The sequence below is a fragment of the Saccharothrix texasensis genome, assembly GCF_003752005.1.
GTDB lineage: Bacteria > Actinomycetota > Actinomycetes > Mycobacteriales > Pseudonocardiaceae > Actinosynnema > Actinosynnema texasense.
In genome coordinates this window covers 1,509,189-1,528,778 of the sequence record NZ_RJKM01000001.1, presented here as the reverse complement: position 1 = coordinate 1,528,778, position 19,590 = coordinate 1,509,189, and the positions used below count along the sequence as shown (strand labels likewise).

Here is a 19,590-nt window from a genome sequence, read left to right as displayed (position 1 = left end):
GAGTAGTGGGGAGTGGGATGACGAACACCGAAGCCGTGGTCGCCGCGTTGCGCGACTCGGTCAAGGAGATCGCCCGGTTGAAGGAGGTCAACGCCAGGCTGGCCGCGTCGACCGGCGAGCCGATCGCGATCATCGGGATGACCTGCCGGCTGCCCGGCGGCATCGCCTCGCCGGAGGACCTGTGGCGGGCGGTCGAGGCGGGCGCCGAGGGCGTCGGCGGCTTCCCGGCCGACCGCGGCTGGGACCTCGCGCACCTCTACGACCCCGACCCGGCGCGGACCGGGACGTCGACCTCCGACCAGGGCGGGTTCCTGTACGAGGCCGCGGAGTTCGACGCCGCGTTCTTCGGCATCTCGCCGCGCGAGGCGCTGGCCATGGACCCGCAGCAACGGCTGCTGCTGGAGGCGTCCTGGGAGGTCGTCGAGCGGGCCGGGATCGACCCGCTGTCGCTGCGGGGCAGCCGGACCGGCGTCTTCGCCGGGCTCATGTACCACGACTACGCCACGGGGATGACCGAGCTGCCCGAGGGCATCGAGGGCCAGCGGCTCACCGGCGGCGCGGGCAGCGTGCTGTCCGGCCGGGTGTCGTTCACCCTCGGGCTGGAAGGCCCGTCGCTCACCATCGACACGGCCTGCTCGTCGTCCCTGGTGGCCTTGCACCTGGCCGCGCAGTCGCTGCGGGCGGGGGAGTGCTCGCTCGCGTTGGCGGGCGGCGTCACGGTCATGTCCACACCGGCGACGTTCGTCGAGTTCTCCCGCCAGCGCGGCCTGTCGCCGGACGGCCGGTGCAAGTCGTTCGCCGCGTCGGCCGACGGCACGGGCTGGGCCGAGGGCGTGGCCGTGCTGCTGGTGGAGCGGCTGTCCGACGCCGAACGGCTCGGCCACGACGTGCTCGCCGTGCTGCGCGGGTCGGCGGTCAACCAGGACGGGGCGTCCAACGGGCTCACCGCGCCCAACGGCCCGTCGCAGGAACGCGTCATCAAGGCCGCGCTCAAGGGCGCGGGCCTGACCACCGCGGACATCGACCTGATCGAGGCGCACGGCACCGGCACCCGGCTCGGCGACCCGATCGAGGCGTCCGCGCTGCTGGCCACCTACGGCCGCGGCCGAGCCGAACCGGTGTGGCTGGGTTCGGTCAAGTCGAACATCGGCCACACCCAGGCCGCCGCCGGCGCGGCCGGGGTCATCAAGGTGGTGCAGGCGATGCGGCACGGCGTCATGCCGCGCACCCTGCACGTGGACGAGCCGTCGCCGTTCGTGGACTGGGAGGCCGGCGGCGTGGCGCTGCTGACCGAGTCCCGGCCCTGGCCCGCGGGCGACCGGCCCCGGCGCGGCGCGGTGTCGTCGTTCGGGATCAGCGGCACCAACTCGCACGTCGTGCTGGAGGAGTACCGGCCCGCCGGGGACCGGCGGCAGCGGGAGGCGCCGCCGGCGCCGCGGGTCGTGCCGTTCGCCCTCGCGGCCAAGAGCCCGGAGGCGCTGCGGGCGCAGGCGGCGCGGCTGCGCGAACACCTCGACGCCCGACCTGACGCGACCCTGCCGGACGTGGGCTTCTCGCTGGCCACCACGCGCGCGGGCCTCGACCACCGGGCCGTCGTGCTCGCCGGTTCCCGCGACGAGCTGAGCGCCGCACTGGCGGCGTTCCCGGCCGGCGCGGCGTACGGCGAGGCGACCCGGGGCGGCGGGCTCGCGGTCCTGTTCACCGGGCAGGGCAGCCAGCGCCCGGCCATGGGCCGCGACCTGCACGCCGCGCACCCGGTGTTCGCCGCCGCGTTCGACGAGGTGTGCGCGCTGCTGGACCGCGACCTGGACCGGCCGCTGGCCGAGGTGGTGTTCGGCGACGGCGACCTGCTCGACCAGACCCGCTACACCCAGGCCGGTCTGTTCGCCGTCGAGGTGGCGCTGTACCGGCTGGTGGAGAGCCTGGGCGTGACCCCGGACTTCGTGGCGGGCCACTCCATCGGCGAGCTGGTCGCCGCGCACGTCGCGGGCGTGCTGTCGCTCCCGGACGCCTGCACGCTGGTCGCCGCGCGGGGCAGGCTCATGCAGGCGCTGCCGACGGGCGGCGCGATGGTGTCCGTGCTGGCGTCGGAGGAGCAGACGGCCGACCTGGTGTCGGACCGGCTCGCGCTGGCCGCGGTGAACACACCCGGCTCGGTCGTGCTGTCCGGTGACGCCGACGCGGTGGCCGAGGCGGAGGCGGAGCTGGCGGCGCGCGGCCACAAGACCCGGCGGCTGCGCGTCAGCCACGCGTTCCACTCGCACCTGATGGCGCCGATGCTCGACGAGTTCCGCCGGGTCGCCGCCGGCCTGGCCTTCCACGCGCCGGCCATCCCGATCGCGTCGAACCTGACCGGCGGCGCGGTGCCGGCCGAGGAGATCACCTCACCGGACTACTGGGTGCGGCACGTCCGCGAGGCGGTGCGGTTCGCCGACGGCGTGCGGTGGTTGCGCGGCGAGGGCGTGACGACGTTCCTGGAGCTGGGCCCGGACGCGGTGCTGACCGCCATGGGCCGCGAGACCCTCGCCGACGACCCGGAGGTGGGGCTGACCGCCGCGCTGCGCCGCGACAAGGACGAGCCCCGGACGTTGCTGACCGCGCTGGCCGAGGCGCACGTGCGCGGCGTGGACGTGCGGTGGGACCGGTTGCTGCCCGGCGCGCGGCGGGTCGACCTGCCGACCTACCCGTTCCAGCGGGAGCGGTACTGGCTGGCCGCCGAGACCGGTGGCGTGTCGGAGACCTGGCGCTACGAAGCCGCCTGGACCGCCCTGCCCGAGCTGCCCGCGCCGCTCACCGCTCGCCGGTGGCTGGTGCTGCTGCCGGCCGGCGGCCACGGCGCCGAGGCGTTCGTCGAGGCCATGGCCGCGAGCGGGCTGCGGACCGTGGCGGTCGTGGTCGACGCGGCGTCCGTCGACGGCGTGGCGCTGGCCGAGCGGCTCAGGACCGTGGACGGGCAGCCGTTCGACGGCGTGCTGTCGCTGCTGGCCTGGGACGACCGGCCGGGCGCCGCCGTGACCGGAACGCTGGCGGTGCTCCAGGCGGCGGCCGTGCTGGACTGGGAGTCCCCGGTGTGGGCGGCCACGCGTGGCGCGGTCACGACCGGCGACGGCGATCCCGCCGCCGACCCGGCGCAGGCCCAGGTGTGGGCGCTGGGCCGGACGGCCGCGCTGGAGCTGCCCCGCCAGTGGGGCGGCCTGGTGGACGTGCCCGACGAAGCGGGCTTGGCGGCGCTGCCCGCCGTGCTGGAGCACGCCGGGGACGAGGACCAGGTCGCGATCCGCGGCACGGACGTGCTGGCCCGCCGCCTCGTGCGGGCGACGGCGGACCGGGCCGCGGGCGACCGCTGGACACCGCGCGGCACGGTGCTGGTGACCGGGGCCGACGAGGCCATCGCCGCGCCGGTCGCCCGGTGGCTGGCCGGCGCGGGCGCCGAGCACCTCGTTCTGGTCACCGCCGACGGCTCGACCCCCGCCTTCGTGGCGGACCTGGCCGGCGTCGGGGTGACGGTGACCCCGCGGGCCGACCCGCTCGCGCTGCCCGTGGACGCCGCGGTGCACATCGCGCCGGTGGGCGGCACCACGCCGCTCGCCGACCTCGCACCGGCGGACCTCCTCCCACCCCGGTACGTGCTGGACGGTTCGCTCGACGCGTTCGTGGTCCTGACCTCCATCGCGGGCGTCTGGGGCAGCGGCGGGCAGGGCGCCGCCGGTGCGGCCAGCGCCTACCTGGACGCGGTCGCCGAGGGCGTGCGGCGCGGCGGCGGGAAGGGCATCTCCCTCGCGTTCGGCCCCTGGGCGCTCGACGCGGACACCGGCGAGGAGGTCGAGCGCCGCGACCGGCTGGCCCGGCTCGGCCTGGTCCCGATGGCCGCCGACCGGGCGGTCGCGGCGTTGGCCGACGCGGCCACCCGCGGCGGCGCGAACCTGGTCGTGGCCGACGTCGACTGGGCTCGGTTCGCGCCCGCCTACACCGCCGCCCGCCCCAGCCCGTTCTTCTCGGCGCTGCCCGAGGTCGGGAAGGCACTGGCGACGGACGACGGCGACGGCGGCGGGAGCCTGGCCGAAGCCCTCGCCGGGATGACCGACCCCGAGCGCGAACGACACCTGCTCGGGATCGTGCTCACGGAGGTCGCCGCCGTCCTCGGCCACGGGTCGGGTGACGCCGTCGAGCCGCGCAAGGCGTTGCGGGAGCTGGGTTTCGACTCGCTGGCCGCGGTGTCGCTGCGCAACCAGTTGGCCGCCGTGACAGGCGTGCCGCTGCCCACCACGCTGGCGTTCGACCACCCGACGCCGCTCGCGGTCGCCGAGTTCCTCGCCACCCAGGTCACGCCGCAGGCGCCGACCGTGTCCGTGGACGAGCAGCTGGACAAGCTGCGCGCCGCCCTGGCCGCGGCGCCCGACGAGCACGCGCGGGCGGCCCTGGTGGGCCGGCTGCACGACTTCCTCACCGAGCTGACCTCGACGCCCGCCGCCGCCACCGCCGTCATCGGCGACGACACCAGCGACGAGGACCTCTTCGCCCTGCTCGACACCGAACTGGGCTGACCGGCCGCGACCGCAAGGAGGAGTGAGTGCCATGTCGGACGAACAGAGGCTCCGCGAGTACCTCAAACGCGCGACCGTCGAGCTCCAGGAGACGCGTCGGCGGTTGCGGGACGTGCAGGAGCGGCACAACGAGCCCATCGCCATCATCGGCATGGCGTGCCGGTTCCCCGGCGGTGTGACGTCGCCGGAAGAGCTGTGGAAGCTGGTCGAGTCGGACGTGGACGCCGTGTCGGCGTTCCCGGACGACCGCGGCTGGGACGTCGAGGGCCTCTACCACACCGACCCCGACGAGCTGGGCAAGTCCTACGTCAAGGAGGGCGGCTTCCTCCACGACGCCGCCGACTTCGACGCGGAGTTCTTCGGCATCTCGCCGCGCGAGGCGCTCGTGGTCGACCCGCAGCACCGCGTGCTGATGGAGGTGACCTGGGAGGCGCTGGAGCGGGCGGGCATCGACCCGACGACGCTGCGCGGCAGCCGGACCGGCGTGTACGCGGGCGCGGTGACCAACGACTACGCCGCGCTGCTGGCCGGCTCGTCCGACGACGTCGAGGCCTACCGGATGACCGGCGCGGCGCAGAGCGTGCTCTCCGGCCGGGTCGCCTACGCGCTCGGCTTCGAGGGTCCCGCGATCACCGTCGACAGCGCCTGCTCCACGTCGCTGGTGGCGCTGCACCTGGCGATGCAGGCGTTGCGCCGCGACGAGTGCTCCCTGGCCGTCGCCGGCGCGGCGACCGTGATGGCCACCCCCGTGTCCTTCGTGGACTTCAGCCGCCAGCGCGGGTTCGCGCCGGACGCGCGGGTCAAGGCGTTCGCCGAAGCCGCCGACGGCACGATCTTCTCCGAGGGCGTCGGCGCGCTGGTGGTCGAGCGGCTGTCCGACGCGCTGCGCAACGGCCACCCCGTGCTCGCCGTCGTGCGCGGCAGCGCGATCAACCAGGACGGCGCGTCCAACGGCCTCACCGCGCCGAACGGCCCCTCGCAGGTGCGCGTGATCGAGCAGGCCCTCGGCAGCGCCCGGCTCACCGCCGGCGACGTGGACGCGGTCGAGGCGCACGGCACCGGCACCATGCTCGGCGACCCGATCGAGGCCCAGGCGCTGCTGGCCACCTACGGCCGCCGCACCGCGACCGAGCCGCTGTGGCTCGGCTCGGTCAAGTCGAACCTCGGCCACACGCTGGCCGCCGCCGGGTTCGCGGGCGTCATGAAGATGGTCATGGCGATGAGGCACGGCCGGCTGCCCCGCACGCTGCACGTGGACGCGCCGACCTCGCACGTGGACTGGGACAGCGGCGCGGTGCGCCTGCTGACCGAGCCGCGCGACTGGCCCGACACCGGACGGCCCCGGCGGGCGGGCGTCTCGGCGTTCGGCATGAGCGGCACCAACGCGCACGTGATCATCGAGCAGTTCGTGCGGGAACCCGAGGACCTGCCCGCGTCCGACGCCGTGCCGCCCCTGCTCGTGTCGGGTCGCAGCCCCGCCGCCCTCGCCGCGCAGGCGGGCAGGCTGCGCGACTACCTCGACGCCACCGACGTGCCGGTCGCCGACGTGGGCTTCTCGCTGGCCACCACCCGTGCCGCGCTGGAGCACCGGGCCGTCGTGCTCGGCTCGGACCGGGCCGAGCTGGTCGGCGCGCTGGACGCGCTGTCGCGCGGCGAGTCGGCCGACGGCCTGGTGTCCGGCGGTGTCACCGACACCGGCCGCACGGTGTTCGTCTTCCCCGGCCAGGGCTCCCAGTGGGCGGGCATGGCGCTGGAGCTGCTGGACAGCAGCCCGGTCTACGCGGCCCGGCTGCGCGAGTGCGCCGACGCCGTGGAGCGGCACGTCACGTGGTCGGTCGAGGACGTGCTGCGGCAGCGGGAGGGCGCGCCCGCGCTCGACCGCATCGAGGTGCTCCAGCCGGTGCTGTTCGCGGTGATGGTGTCGCTGGCCGAGCTGTGGCGCTCGCACGGCGTCGAACCGGACGCCGTGGTCGGTCACTCGCAGGGCGAGGTCGCCGCCGCGTGCGTGTCCGGCGCGCTGTCCGTCGAGGACGGGGCGAAGCTGATCGTGCTGCGGTCCCGGCTGTTCGCCGACGAGCTGGTCGGCCGCGGCGCGGTCGCCTCGATCGCGGCCGGGCGCGCGGAGGTCGAGGCGCTGCTGGACGACCGGCTGTCGATCGCCGGGGTGAACGGGCCGGGCGCGGTGACCGTCGCCGGTCCGGTGCCCGCCCTGGAGGAGCTGGTCGCCGAGCTGACCGGGCGCGGGATCCGGGCGCGGGTCATCGCCTCCACGGTGGCCTCGCACAGCCCGCAGGTCGACCGGCTGCGCGACCGGATCGCCGAGCTGCTGTCGTTCGTCAAGCCGCGCAAGGGCGCCGTGCCGCTGTACTCGACGGTCTCCGGCGAGGTGCTGGACGGCTCCGAGCTGGACGCGGGCTACTGGTTCGAGAACTGCCGCCGCCCGGTGAACTTCGAGCCGGTCGTGCGGGCGCTGCTGGTCGACGGGTTCCGCACGTTCGTCGAGTCCAGCCCGCACCCCGTGCTCACCACCGGCGTGGACGGGACGGCCGAGGAGGCGGGTGTCGACGCGGTCGTCGTCGGCACGCTGCGGCGGGACGCGGGCGACCTGCGGCGGTTCCACGCGTCCCTGGGCGAGGCGTACACCAGGGGCGTCCCGGTCGACTGGTCCGCGCTGTTCGCCGGTATCCCGGCGCGCCGGGTGGACCTGCCGACCTACGCGTTCCAGCGCCGCCGCTACTGGGCGCGCGGCGCCACCAGCCCCGCGGTGGCCGACCGGTCCGCCGCGTCCGGCGCCGGCGCGCTGGACGTGGTGGGCGTCGACCCGGCCGAGCGGGCCAGGCTGGTGCTGCACCGGGTGCGCGTGGAGATCGCGACCGTGCTCAAGCAGCCCGACCTGGACGCCGTGGTGATGAACCGGCCGTTCCTGGAGATGGGCCTGGACTCGCTGACCACGGTCGAGCTGCGCAACCGGCTCAACACGGCCACCGGCCTGCGGCTCACCGCCCGCGAGATCCTGGAGCTGCGCACGCCCGAGGCGCTGGTCAAGCACCTGCGGTCCCGGCTGGAAGGCACCGCGGTCGACGAGCGGCGGTCGGAGACGACCTCGTTGTTCGAGCAGGCGCGCGCGGCGGGCGACGCGGCGGCGTTCACCGAGGCGCTCATCGCGAGCAGCACCGGGCGGCCCGCGTTCGACTCGCCCGTCGGCGCGACGGCCGCCGACCCGCTGCGGTTGGCCACCGGGCCGCGCGGCCCCAGGCTGATCTGCCTGCCGACCGCGCTGGCCGACTCCGGGCCGCACCAGTACGCGCCGTTCGCCAAGCGGTTCGCCGGGCAGCGGGACGTGGTCGTGCTGACCATGCCGGGCTTCGCGGCCGGCGAACTGGTGCCGGCGAGCTTCCCCGTGCTGGCCGAGCACGTCGCCGAGGTCGTCACCGACATCGCCGACGGCGAGCCGTTCGTGCTCGTCGGCTACTCCTCGGGCGGCCTGGTCGCGCACGCGGCCGCGAAGCTGCTCGAAGAGCGCGGCACCCCGGCCGCCGGGCTGGCGCTGCTGGACACCTACCCGTGGGACGCGGCGATCATCACCGCGATCCGGCCGCAGCTCTTCGCCGGCGTCGCCGAGCGGCTGACCGAGGTCGACGACACCCGGCTCACCGCGATGGGCGCCTACCTGCGGCTGATGGACGAGTGGAAACCCGCCGGCCTCAAAGCGCCGACGTTGTTGGTGCGCGCCGACCGGCCGATGCGGGAGTGGCCCGAGGAGATCACCTCCGTCGACGGCTGGCAGTCGTACTGGGCGGAGCCGAGCACGGTGGTCGACGTCGAGGCCGACCACTTCAGCGTCATCGACGCGCACGTCGACGGCGCGGTGCGCGCGGTCGAGACCTGGTTGGACGACGAACTGATGGAGCGGTCGTGAAGTCGAGGACGACGGTGGTCATCGTCGGCGCCGGACCCTGCGGTCTCACCGCCGCCGTCGAGCTGCTCAAGCTCGGCGTGCCGGTGCGGCTGCTGGAGGCGTCGACCGAGAAGATGACCGGCACGCGGGCGTTGCAGCTGTGGCCGCCCGCCCTGGACATCTACCAGGGCATCGGCATCCGCGAAGAGGCCGATCAGCTTGGCGTCACCGTGCGCACGAACGTCTACAACATGGCCGGCGGCAAGGTGCTGCGGGTCGCGCTGGGCGCGGAGAACGAGCCGCTGCTGCTGCCGCAGGAGCACACCGTGCGGCTGCTGGAGGAAGCGCTGGAAGCCGCCGGCGGCAAGGTGGAGCGCGGCGTGACGTTCGAGGACCTCGTGCCCGGCGAGGACTCGGTGACCGTGCAGGTGACCGGCGCGTCGGGCACCGAGCTGATCGAGGCCGACTGGGTGATCGGCGCGGACGGCGTGCGCAGCGCCGTGCGGGAGCGGCTGGACATCGGGTTCCCCGGCCAGCGGGTGCCGACGAACCTGATCCTCGCCGAGGGCCGCGTCGACGGCGACTTCGAGGAAGGCGCGGTGCACTACTTCCTCGGCCGCGGCGGCTCCCTGGTGTTCGCGCCGATGAGCGGCGGCCGGGTGCGGGTCTCCGCGCCCATCCCGCCCGACCTGCCGATCGACGAGACCGGCGTGCAGCGGCTGCTCGACGAACGCGGGCCGGGCGACTTGAAGGTCGTGTCGCTGGACCACATCGGCACCTTCTCCAGCTCCGAGCGCATCGCGTCGTCCCTGCGGCGCGGCCGGGTGTTCCTGGTGGGCGACGCCGCGCACACCCACTCGCCGCTGGGCGGTCAGGGCCTCAACCTCGGCCTGCAGGACGTGCACAACCTGACGTGGAAGCTCGCCGGCGTGGTCCGCGGCAGGTTCGGCGCGCAGGTGCTGGCCGGCTACGAGGTCGAACGGCGGCAGGCGGCCGAGCAGATCGTCGGCATGACCGGCCGGATGATGAGGATGTTCATGCTCAAGCCCGCCGCCGCGCGGGTCCGCAACGCGGTGTGGGGCGTCCTGGACCGGACAGGCGCGCTGCGCCGGTGGTTCGTGCCGCTGCTCGCGGGCTGGGGCGTGCGCTACACCGACGAGCTGCTGCGCGTCGGCGCGAAGCGCGGTCGGGCGAAGCCGGGGACCCGGACGCCGCACTGGGTGCCTGCCCGCGACACCGACGGGCGGCTGCGGCTGCTCACGACGGGCGACGCCTCGGCGCCGCCGGTCGCCGGCGCGCGGGCGCTGGCGGAGCGGAACGCGTCACTGGTCGCGCACGACCACTTCGCCGGCCGCTCCGAGGGCTTCCTGGTGCTGCGGCCGGACGGGTACGTGGCGGCGTCCGGCACGTCCGTCGCGGACCTCGCCGAGGTGGAGACCCGGATCAGGGCGCTGGCCGCCGCGCCGGGAGCGGGCCGGGAATGACGATGTCGAGCCACCGGGCCGATCCCGGGCCACGTGATGAGTTGCGGAGAACCGATGGGCGTTGAGTCGCTGGAGACCGGGCTGCTGACGGGCCGGCTGGACGTGGGCCTGCTCGGGGACTTCCCCGAGCAGGACGCCGCCGACCGGGCCGCCGGTGACGCGTGGGTCGCCCGCGCCGAGGCGTTCGTGGCCGAGCACGTGCCCGACCCGGACGCGCTGGACGCGACCCGCGCGTTGCCGGACGGGCTGATCGACGCGTTGCGGCGCGAGGGGTTCCTCACCGCGGCGTTCGCCGCCGAGCTCGGCGGCGCGGCGCTGTCGCCGTACAACGTCCTGCGCGTGGTGGCCGCCGCCTCGGAGAGGTCCGTGCCGGTCGGTCAGATCATCGCCATCCAGGCCGGTGTCGGCGTGGGCGCGCTGCACCCCGCGCTGCCCGAGGGGCCGTTGCGGGACATGGTGCGCGACCGGATCAAGGGCGGCGCGCTGTCCGGGTTCGGCGACACCGACCAGGCGGGCCAGAACAACCGGCTGCCGGCGATGACCGCCACCCTCGACGGCGAGCACTACGTGCTGCGCGGCGAGAAGCTGTACACCGGCAACGGTCCCGTGGCCGACCTGCTGGCCGTGTCCGCGACGATCGACGGCGGCATCGGCGTGTGCTTCGTGGACACCGCGAGCGAGGGCTTCTCCGTCGAGTCGGTCGTGGAGTTCGTCGGCAGCAACGGCCTGCCCAACGGCGCGCTGGGCTTCGACGGCGTCCGGGTGCCCAAGGAGCACGTGCTCTCCGGCGCGGAGGGCCAGCTGCGGCTGCCCGCGATGATCAACTCGATCGCGTTCCTCGGCCGCGTCTACTTCACCGGCGCGCCCGCGTTGGCGGTGGCGCGCAACTGCCTGCGGTGGTCGCGCTCCTTCGTCAACCGGCGGATGATCGACGGCCGGCCGCTGGGGGAGTACGACCGCGTCCAGCGCATGGTGGCCCGCGCGATGGCCGACGTGTACGCGATGGACAGCGTGGCGCGGTGGAGCCTGATCGGCGGCGGCGTCACCGACCGGTGGCTGGAGCGGTTCGTGGCGAAGAACATCCTCACCCGCACCGCGTGGATGCTCGCCGATCGCACGGTCGCGCTGATGGGCGCGGAAGGCTTGGAGACGGCGGCGAGCAAGCGGCGGCGCGGCGCACCCGTCCTGCCCGCCGAACGCGCGCTGCGCGACGCGCGCGGGTTCCGGATGGCGGGCAACGTGGACTTCCAGCTCGACAGCCAGGTGGCGCAGCTGCTGCTCGCGGCCTACTACCGGGGCGAGCGACCGACACCGGGCGAGACCGCGGTGGACGCCTCGGCGCTCGACCTGTCGCCGCGCAACCAGGTCCACCTGGACGCCGTGGCCGAGCAGACCAGGTGGTTCGCGCAGTCCTGCGCGGAGGCGACGAGGACGGCGCAGGCCGAGCTGTTCGCCGACGAGGAGTTCCTGGTCACCTCGGGCCGGATCGCGGCCGAGCTGGTCGCCGCGTCCGCCGTGCTGGCCCGCACCGCCGCGCTGGGCACGGCCGAGGCGCAGGACCTGGCGGACGTGCACTGCACGGCCGCGCTCACCCGCCTGGCCGGCCTGTGGCGGCGGCTGAGCCCGGACGGGCGGGCCGAGCACCACAAGATGAGCCGGGGCTGGCTGACCGGATCGACCTTCGAGTTCCTCACCACCACGTGAAGGCGAGCATGACCACCGAACACCTCACCCGCGCCGACCCGCTGCCCGACGTGCTCGGCGGGATCGACCTGACCGACCACGACAACTTCGCCGACGGCGTGCCGTACGAGCTGCTCGCCCGGCTGCGGGCCGAGGCGCCCGTGCTGTTCCACCCGCACGGCTCGTCGCGCGAGGACGGTTTCTGGGTGCTCACCAGGCACGCGGACATCGAAGCCGCGGCGGCCGACCCGGCGTTCTCCGCGCAGGGCGGCGGCGGGCGCGAGGGCGGCGGCACGCACCTGGAGGACCTGCCCGACGGCATGCTCACCGGCGTCCTGCTGTTCATGATGGACGACCCGCGCCACGAGCTGATCAAGCGCGTGCTGCACCCGTTCGTCACCGGCCGGGCGATCGCCGGGCTGGAGCCCGCGTTGCGCGCCCGGACCGAGGAGCTGGTGGACGCGGCCGTGGCCGCCGGCCGGGCCGAGGTGGTCACCGCCATCGCCGAACCCCTCGCCCTGCAGGCGATCGCGTCGCTGCTGGGCGTGCCGCCGGAGGACTGGCCCCGGCTGCTCGACTGGGTGCGGGCCGCGCTCGGCTTCACCGACCGCCGCACCGGCCGCGCGACCGACGGGTCGCGCGCCGTGTTCGACGCGATGCGCGAGTACTTCCGGCGGTTCGTCCTCGCCAAGCACGCCGACCCGCGGGAGGACCTGGGGTCCGTCATCGCGATCGGCGAGGTCCCCGACGGCGAGCCGCTGTCCGAGGTGGAGCGGGACACGCACGCGGCGGTGCTGTTCGTGTCCGGCTACGAACAGCCGCGCAACACGATCGCCGCCGCGATCCGGGCGTTCGCCGAGCACCCGGACCAGTGGGCGCTGCTCAAGGCCGACCGGTCGCTGCTGGCGGGCGCCGTCGAGGAGGTCCTGCGCTGGGCGCCCGCCAACCCGTACAACCGGCGCACCGCCACCAGGGACGTCGTCGTGCGCGGGCAGCACATCCGCGCCGGCGACAAGGTCACCTTCTGGTGGCCGTCGGCGAACCGCGACCCCGAGGTGTTCGCCGCGCCGGACGTGTTCGACATCCGCCGCGCCCCCAACCCGCACATGGCGTTCGGCTCGGGCACGCACGCGTGCTCCGGGGACGAGTTCGGCCGGCTCCAGCTCCGGCTGGTGCTGACCGCGTTGCTCGACCGGGTCGCCGAGATCACCCCCGACGGACCGGTCGCGCACGCGCCGAACAACAAGCACACGGTGCTGCTCGACGCACCCGTCCGACTCGTCCCCACGGTGCAGGAAAGCCAGAGAGGAAGTCTTCGATGACCCAGACCACGCCGCCGCCCCCGGCGCCCGACGTCCTGACCTACAGCCCGGAGACCGCGGCCAGGATGTTGCCGTTCGACGTCTTCGACGAGGAGTTCCACCAGGACCCGTACCCGCGCTACCGCCGGCTGCTCGCCGAGCACGGTGGTCTGCTGCACACGTCGGAGGACTCGCTCGCGGTCTTCGGCTTCGACGAGGTCTCGGCGGTGATGAAGGACCCGCGGTTCGGGATCGGCCACGGGAAGAAGTCGATGATCTCCGACCAGTTCGTGGAGAACCAGAAGGACGGCGAGTCCGGCCGCATCCTCATGTTCATGGACCCGCCGGACCACACCCGCATCCGCGGCCTGGTCAACAAGGCGTTCACCCCGCGCACGCTGGACAACCTGCGCCCGCACGCGCTCGGGTTCGCGGCCGACCTGCTGCGCGAGGCCGCCGGCTCCGACGAGGTCGACCTGATGGCGGCGTTCGCCCGGCCGCTGCCCGCCCTGGTGCTCAGCCACCTGCTCGACATCCCGGAGCGGTACCACCCGATCTTCTTCGCCAGCGCCAAGGAGTCCGGCCGCGGCCTCGACCCGGGCTTCACCCTGACCGAGGAGCAGAAGGCGGGTCGCGACTTCGCCCGCGACATGTTCATCAACGCGGGCATCGAGATGGCCGAGGACCGCCGGTCGAACCTGGGCGACGACCTGATCAGCGAGCTGGTGCGGGCGGAGCAGGAGGGCGAGCGGCTCACCGAGTGGGAGCTGGCCATGCTGCTGATGAACCTGCTCGCGGCCGGCTTCGGCGCCACCACGGCGATGATCGGCAACGCCGTGCACAACCTGCTGGAGCACCCCGACCAGCTGGCGTGGCTGCGGGCGAACCCGGACCGGATCGCCCAGGCGGTGGAGGAGCTGCTGCGCTACGACACCACGCTCCAGATCACCACCCGGATGGCGCTGGAGGACGCCGACGTCCTGGGCGTGCCGGTGGCCGAGGGCAGGCACGTCATCGTGATGCTGGGCGCGGCCAACCGCGACCCGCGGGCCTACGACCGCCCGGACGTGCTCGACCTGTCCCGCCCGGTGGCCCGCAACCTCGGCTTCGGCCACGGCATCCACTTCTGCGTCGCCGCGCCGATCGCCAAGATGATCACCCAGGTCGGGCTGACGGCGCTGCTGGAGTACTCCGTCGAACGGGGCGAGCAGGAGCTCGAGCGCTGGCCCGGCACGTTCCTGCGGGTCATCGGCGCGCTGCCGGTCAAGCTCGGCTGAGCGCCGCCGGTCCCGGAGGACCGCCGAAGTGAGGGACACGCCCCGGCCCGGTGCCGGGGCGTTCCTGTGCGCGGCGGGTCCGCGGCGCCTAGTGCGACGCGACCGGGTCCGCGCCCAGCGTCCTGGTCAGGTCGAGCATCTCCGCCCGGAACAGCTTGGCCGGGTCGACCAGCTGGGACCGCAGGTGGCCGTAGATCTCCAAGGCCACCTGCCCGTGCATCCGGCCCCACGTCCGCAGGGCGAGCGCGACCGCCGCCGGCGGCAGGTCGGGGAACAGCTCGCGCACGCGGCGGGCGTAGGCGTCGCCGAAGTCGTCCCAGCCGTACGGCTCGGCGGCCGGGTGCTCGGGCACCGGCCAGCCCGACTCGACCAGGCGCAGCAGCACCGCGCACGCGCGGTCTTCGGCTTCCCGAACCGCGCCGTCCGCCGGCGCCTGGTACCCGGCGACGGGGTCGCCGTAGATCAGGCGGAACTCCTCGGGGTGAGAGATCGCCCACTGCCGGTACGCGGTCGCGACGGCCAGCACGCGGTCCGCCGGGTCGGTGTCCGGACCGCCCGCGCCCGCCGCTTCCATGACGTCGGCCAGGGACGCGTAGGAATCCGCGATCAGCGCGGTGATCAGGTCGTCGCGGGTGTCGAAGTAGCTGTAGATCGCGCTGGCCGTCATGCCCATGTCCCGGGCGATCGCGCGCAACGACACGGCTTCCGCACCGCCCGCGGTGAGGTGCTTCAGCGCGATGGTCTTGATCTCCGAGCTCGTCTCCGCCCGGATCCGGTCCCGCCGTCGTGGCGTCGGTCGTCCCATGCTTGACACCTTACCCCGTACGTATAGTATCCGGGGTGCAAGAACTGAACGGTGTTTAGTCAATGAACGGCATGTAGTCCACTTCGCGTCGACGACGCCGCGGTCAACCCCTTCCCGACCCTGGGCGCAGTCGCGCGCGGGGGCAGCCCCTTGTGACGAAGAGAGTTCCTAGCTGTGGTCGCTACCGATAACCCGACATCGAGCAGGTCCGGTCTCCGGCTCGCGCTCCTGGCGTTGGCGCAGTTCATCATCGCCATCGACTACAACAACGTGTATGTCGCGTTGCCTGAGATCGGCAGCGCACTCGGCTTCTCGGACCAGTCGTTGCAGTGGGTGGTCAGCGCGTACGCGGTCGCGTTCGGCGGCTTACTGCTGCTGGGTGGTCGCGCCGCCGACCGCCTCGGCGCCCGGCGCATGTTCATCGGCGCCCTGCTGGTCTTCGGCGTCTCGTCCCTAGTCGGCGGCCTCGCCACCGAGCAGGGCGTCCTCGTCGCGGCCCGCGCGGTCCAGGGCCTCGGCGGCGCGCTGCTGTTCCCGGCCGTCCTGACCCTCATCGTGACCCGCTTCCCCGAGGGCAAGGAGCGCAACCGCGCCCTGTCCGTGTGGGGCTCCACCGGCAGCGGCGGCCTGGCCGCCGGCGCGCTGCTCGGCGGTGTGATCACGCACGGCATGGGCTGGCAGTGGGTCTTCTTCATCGTCGTGCCGGTCACGGTCATCGCGGCGATCGTCGCGCCGAAGCTCATCGCGCCCGACGCCACCGTCAGCAAGGGCGGCAGCTTCGACCTCCCCGGCGCGCTGGTCGTCACCATCGGCGTGTCGCTGATCGTCTTCGGCCTCGTCAGCGGCCCGGAGGTGGGCTGGAGCTCGCTCCGCGCCTGGGGCGCCATCGTGCTCGGCGTCCTGCTGGTGATCACGTTCTTCGTCATCGAGCGCACCACCAAGGACCCGCTGGCGCCGGTCGCGCTGTTCCGCAACCGCAGCCTGGTGACCGCCATGGCGGTGGCCTTCCTGCACCACGCCGCGTTGAGCTCCGGCTACTTCATCTTCACCATCTACATGCAGAACACCCTGCAGTACAACGCGCTCGAGGCCGGGCTGGCGTTCCTCCCGCTCGGCGTGTTCGCGATGGTCGCGGGCGGCAAGGTGGCCTCCACCGTGCTGACGAAGTTCGGCGTCGGCGCCGGCCTCGCGGTCGGCATGATCATCTACGCGGTCGGCCTCGGCGCGCTGGTGGCGGGCATGAGCGCGGGCGGCAGCTACTGGGCCGTGCTGCCGGGCGTGGTGCTGTACGGCTTCGGCGGCGGGCTCGCGTTCACCGCGATCTTCGTGGCCGCGTCGTCCGGTGTCGACGCCTCGCAGCAGGGCGTGGCCTCGGCCCTGGGCTCCACCGCGCTGCAGATCGGCGCGGCGGTCGGCCTGGCGATCATCCTGGTGATCGCGAACGCCGGGTCGTCGTTCCTGGGCGGCCTGAAGATCGCGGGCTACGTCGCCGCGGCCGGCGCGCTGCTGGGCGGCCTGCTCGCGTTCACCCTCAAGAAGCCCGCGCCGGCGCCCGTCGAGGAAGCGCCGGCCGTCACGCCGGAGGCCGCGATCTGAGAGGCCTGACGACGAACGGGTGAACACCGCTTCGCGAGTTCGCGTCCGGGGTGGCGGCTGACTGGTCGTCACACCCGGACGCTTTCGCGGGACGGGCGGATACCTCGGTGGCACAAGGAAAATACGAGTGACAGTCGACCGGCGGGCCGGTGCCGAAGCGCTATCCGGCGGTCCGTCGCGATCGCGGTGGAGATCATTATGCTGGGGTGACAGCGGGGTCGCTCAGGCGGGGGCGCGGTGCGGGGCCCCCGCCGGCAGGTCACCTCACCGGGGAGTATGGCGCGGCTCGACGTCCGGGTGTCCGTCGTGGCCGCGTCCCGTGTGGTGGCCTTGGTAAGTCGAGGCAGTCTTCGGCGCGAATCATCGGAGTGGTCTGGGGGACCAGTGATGTTCGAACGGGAAACGCAATTATCCGACTTACGCGGGCTGTTCGCCGAATGCCGACGCGGCAAGGGGCGAATGGCGGTCGTCAGCGGGCCGGTGGCCACCGGCAAGACCGAACTGCTCGACCAGTTCGCCGAGGAGGCGGTGGTCGGCGGCGCGGTGTTCCTCTCCGCTTCGGGGTGCCGGGCCGAACGCGCCGTGCCCTTCGGGGTGCTCGGTCAGCTCTTCCGCAGCGCGCACCTGCCCCCGGAGGCGGCGACGCACGTGTCGTGGCTGCTCGCCGAAGCCGCGCGCAGCTCGACCGTCTCACCGGTCGTCCACCACGGGCTGTGCATGGCGCTGCTGGACCACGTGGAAGGCTCGGACGCGCCGGTGCTGATCGGTGTCGACGACGCGCACAACGCCGACGCCGAGTCGCTGGAGTGCCTGTCGTCCGTGGTGCGCCGGGTGCGGTCCGGCGGCGTGATGATCGTGCTCAACGAAGGGCTCTTCGCGGGTGAGCGCCACCCGCTGCTGCGCGCCGGCCTGCCGCGCGCGCCGCTGTGCCGCCGCATCCGGCTCGAACCGCTGTCCCGCAACGGTGTCGCGGCGCTGCTGGCCGAGTCCCTCGGACCGGTCCGCGCGCTCGACCTGGCCGCGGCCTGCCACGCCACCACCGGCGGCAACCCGCTGCTGGTCCGCGCCCTGGCGGAGGACAACGGCGGCACCGGACCGGGCGACGAGCTGGTGATCGGCCCGGCGTTCGCCCACACCGTGCTGAGCTGCCTGGACACCTGCGAGGTCATGCGGGCGGTCGCCCGCGGCCTGGCGGTGCTCGCCGAGCCGTGCCTGTCCCTGCTGCTGGGCAAGCTGGCGGACGTGGAGCCGGAGTCGGCGGTGCGCGCGACCGTCGCGCTCAACGAGTGCGGCGTCCTCGACGGCGACTGGTTCCGCCACCCGCTGACCCGCGCGGCCGTGCTCGACGGCATCCCGCCGGCCGAGCACACCGAACTGCACCGCCGTGCCGCGACGCTGCTGCGGACCGAGGGGTCGGGGCCGGCGAGCATCGCCCGCCAGCTCGTCCAGGCGGGCGCGGCCGTCGAGCCGGACCTGGTCCCCGTGCTGCACGAGGCGGCGGAGCAGGCGCTCGCCGAGGACGACATGGACCACGCCCGCGCCTGCCTGTGGCTGGCCAGGCAGTCCGGCGGCGACGAGCGGCAGCGGGCCACGACGACCGCCATGATCGCCCGGGTGCAGTGGCGCGTCGACCCGGTCGCGGCGACGGCCCACATCGGGGAGCTGACCGCGGCGGCCCGCGCCGGGCACCTCACCGAGCGGTACGCGGGCATGGTGGTCCAGCTCCTGACGTGGTTCGGCCACACGGACCAGGCGAAGGCGCTGGAGGCCCAGACCACCGGCCCGCGCCGGCTCGCCCTGTCCGAACTCGTGCCGACCGGGGGCGACAGGCGTGGCGCGAAGGGCCTGGCGACCGCCGAGCGCGTGCTCCAGACCGGCCGGGTCGAGGAGCACACCCTCGTGCAGACCCTGGACGCCCTCACCGCGCTGATGGCGAGCGGGCGGCTGGCCGACGCCGAGTCGTGGTGCAAGCGACTGGCCGACGAGGTCGCCGGCCGCCACATGCCGACGTGGCACGCCTTGCTGAGCGCGATGCGCGCCGAGATCGCCCTCAGGCGCGGCGAGCTGGGTGAGGCCCTCCGCCACGGCAAGCGCGCGTTGGAGATCCTGCCCGTCGAGGCCTGGGGCGTCGTCATCGGACTGCCGGTCGGCACCCTGGTCCGCACCCACCTGGCCGCCGGCCGGGTCGAGGACGCCTCCGACCAGCTGCGCACCCCGGTGCCGGACGCCGTGTTCCAGACCGCGATCGGGCTGCACTACCTGCGGGCCCGGGGCCTGTACTACCAGGCGAGCGGCCGTCACCGGGCGGCGCTGGACGACTTCCAGTCGGCGGGCGAGCTGATGGTGAAGTGGGGGGTCGACTCGCCGACGCTCGTGCCGTGGCGCACGGACGCCGCGCAGACGTGGCTGAGGCTCGGCGACCCGGACCGCGCCCGGCACCTGGCCGAGGAGCAGAGCGAGCTGTGCGAACCGGAGGACGCCCGGCTGCGCGCCGTGTCGATCCGGATCGTCGCGGCCACCACCGACCCGAACCGCCGGGTCGTCATGCTGGGCACGGCCGTGGAGGCCCTGCAGGGCACCGGTGACCGGCTGGAACTGGCGCACACCCTCTCGGACCTGGGGTGGGCTTACCACGAGCTGGGCAACTTCAGCCAGTCCCGGTTGGCGTTGCGCAGCGCCGGGCTGATCGCGAAGCAGTGCGACGCCCCGGCTCCGGGTCGCACGTCCCAGCCCGCGACGTCCCCGCTCGACCGGGCGCCGGCGGACGGCAGGTCGCTGAGCGACGCCGAGGCCAGGGTCGCGATGCTGGCCTCCTGGGGGTACAGCAACCGGCAGATCGCCACCAAGCTGTTCATCACGGTGAGCACGGTGGAGCAACACCTGACGCGCACCTACCGGAAGCTCAAGGTGAACCGGCGCTCGGAACTGGCCAGGGGCCTGTACTCCGGCGCGGCGGTCGAGACGATCTGAGCCCTCCCCGCCCGGCCGGCGCCCCGCTCACC

At 74.1% G+C, this 19,590-nt stretch carries 9 protein-coding genes; 8 read left to right on the top strand and 1 reads right to left on the bottom strand.

The annotated features are described in order from the left end of the window. Positions 1 to 5: 5 nt before the first annotated feature. From EDD40_RS44270 to EDD40_RS05555, 6 genes are read left to right on the top strand one after another with little or no spacing between them, the layout of a single operon-like run. Positions 6 to 4,544, top strand: a complete 4,539-nt coding sequence (locus EDD40_RS44270) for a type I polyketide synthase (protein WP_425471129.1) — start codon at positions 6 to 8, stop codon at positions 4,542 to 4,544. Between the two features lie 31 nt (positions 4,545 to 4,575). Next, positions 4,576 to 8,463, top strand: coding sequence for a type I polyketide synthase (locus EDD40_RS05575; protein ID WP_123741928.1), 3,888 nt, complete (start codon positions 4,576 to 4,578; stop codon positions 8,461 to 8,463). Further along, positions 8,460 to 9,926, top strand: coding sequence for an FAD-dependent oxidoreductase (locus tag EDD40_RS05570; protein WP_170184960.1), 1,467 nt, complete (start codon positions 8,460 to 8,462; stop codon positions 9,924 to 9,926). The genes EDD40_RS05575 and EDD40_RS05570 overlap by 4 nt, the downstream gene beginning before the upstream one ends. A 54-nt stretch (positions 9,927 to 9,980) precedes the next feature. Then, positions 9,981 to 11,630, top strand: coding sequence for an acyl-CoA dehydrogenase family protein (locus EDD40_RS05565; protein ID WP_170184959.1), 1,650 nt, complete (start codon positions 9,981 to 9,983; stop codon positions 11,628 to 11,630). Between the two features lie 8 nt (positions 11,631 to 11,638). Continuing rightward, complete coding sequence (locus tag EDD40_RS05560; protein ID WP_123747789.1) at positions 11,639 to 12,931, top strand: cytochrome P450; 1,293 nt, start codon at positions 11,639 to 11,641, stop codon at positions 12,929 to 12,931. After that, the gene (locus EDD40_RS05555) at positions 12,928 to 14,187 is read left to right on the top strand and encodes a cytochrome P450 (protein WP_123741925.1); all 1,260 of its coding nucleotides are present in this window, start codon (positions 12,928 to 12,930) and stop codon (positions 14,185 to 14,187) included. The genes EDD40_RS05560 and EDD40_RS05555 overlap by 4 nt, the downstream gene beginning before the upstream one ends. Before the next feature lie 88 nt (positions 14,188 to 14,275). Here EDD40_RS05555 and EDD40_RS05550 read toward each other — a convergent pair whose 3' ends face one another. Further along, positions 14,276 to 14,992: a TetR/AcrR family transcriptional regulator gene (locus tag EDD40_RS05550; RefSeq protein WP_123741924.1), complete on the bottom strand. Its 717-nt coding sequence runs from the start codon at positions 14,990 to 14,992 to the stop codon at positions 14,276 to 14,278. A 174-nt stretch (positions 14,993 to 15,166) separates the two neighbouring features. Between EDD40_RS05550 and EDD40_RS05545 the strand changes: the two genes are divergently transcribed. After that, on the top strand, positions 15,167 to 16,588 hold the full coding sequence (locus tag EDD40_RS05545; protein WP_123741923.1) for an MFS transporter: 1,422 nt from the start codon (positions 15,167 to 15,169) through the stop codon (positions 16,586 to 16,588). A gap of 276 nt (positions 16,589 to 16,864) precedes the next feature. Then, positions 16,865 to 19,558 carry an AAA family ATPase gene (locus EDD40_RS05540; protein ID WP_123741922.1) on the top strand — a complete coding sequence of 898 codons (2,694 nt, stop codon included), beginning with the start codon at positions 16,865 to 16,867 and terminating at the stop codon, positions 19,556 to 19,558. Positions 19,559 to 19,590 lie beyond the last annotated feature (32 nt).

What these genes read in the sequence shown, in the direction of transcription:
- EDD40_RS05575 (WP_123741928.1), top strand. Translation starts at nt 4,576, where the DNA reads ATGTCGGACGAACAGAGGCTCCGCGAGTACCTCAAACGCGCGACCGTC.
- EDD40_RS05565 (WP_170184959.1), top strand. Translation starts at nt 9,981, where the DNA reads ATGGGCGTTGAGTCGCTGGAGACCGGGCTGCTGACGGGCCGGCTGGAC.
- EDD40_RS05560 (WP_123747789.1), top strand. Translation starts at nt 11,639, where the DNA reads ATGACCACCGAACACCTCACCCGCGCCGACCCGCTGCCCGACGTGCTC.
- EDD40_RS05555 (WP_123741925.1), top strand. Translation starts at nt 12,928, where the DNA reads ATGACCCAGACCACGCCGCCGCCCCCGGCGCCCGACGTCCTGACCTAC.
- EDD40_RS05550 (WP_123741924.1), bottom strand. Translation starts at nt 14,992, where the DNA reads ATGGGACGACCGACGCCACGACGGCGGGACCGGATCCGGGCGGAGACG.
- EDD40_RS05540 (WP_123741922.1), top strand. Translation starts at nt 16,865, where the DNA reads ATGGCGCGGCTCGACGTCCGGGTGTCCGTCGTGGCCGCGTCCCGTGTG.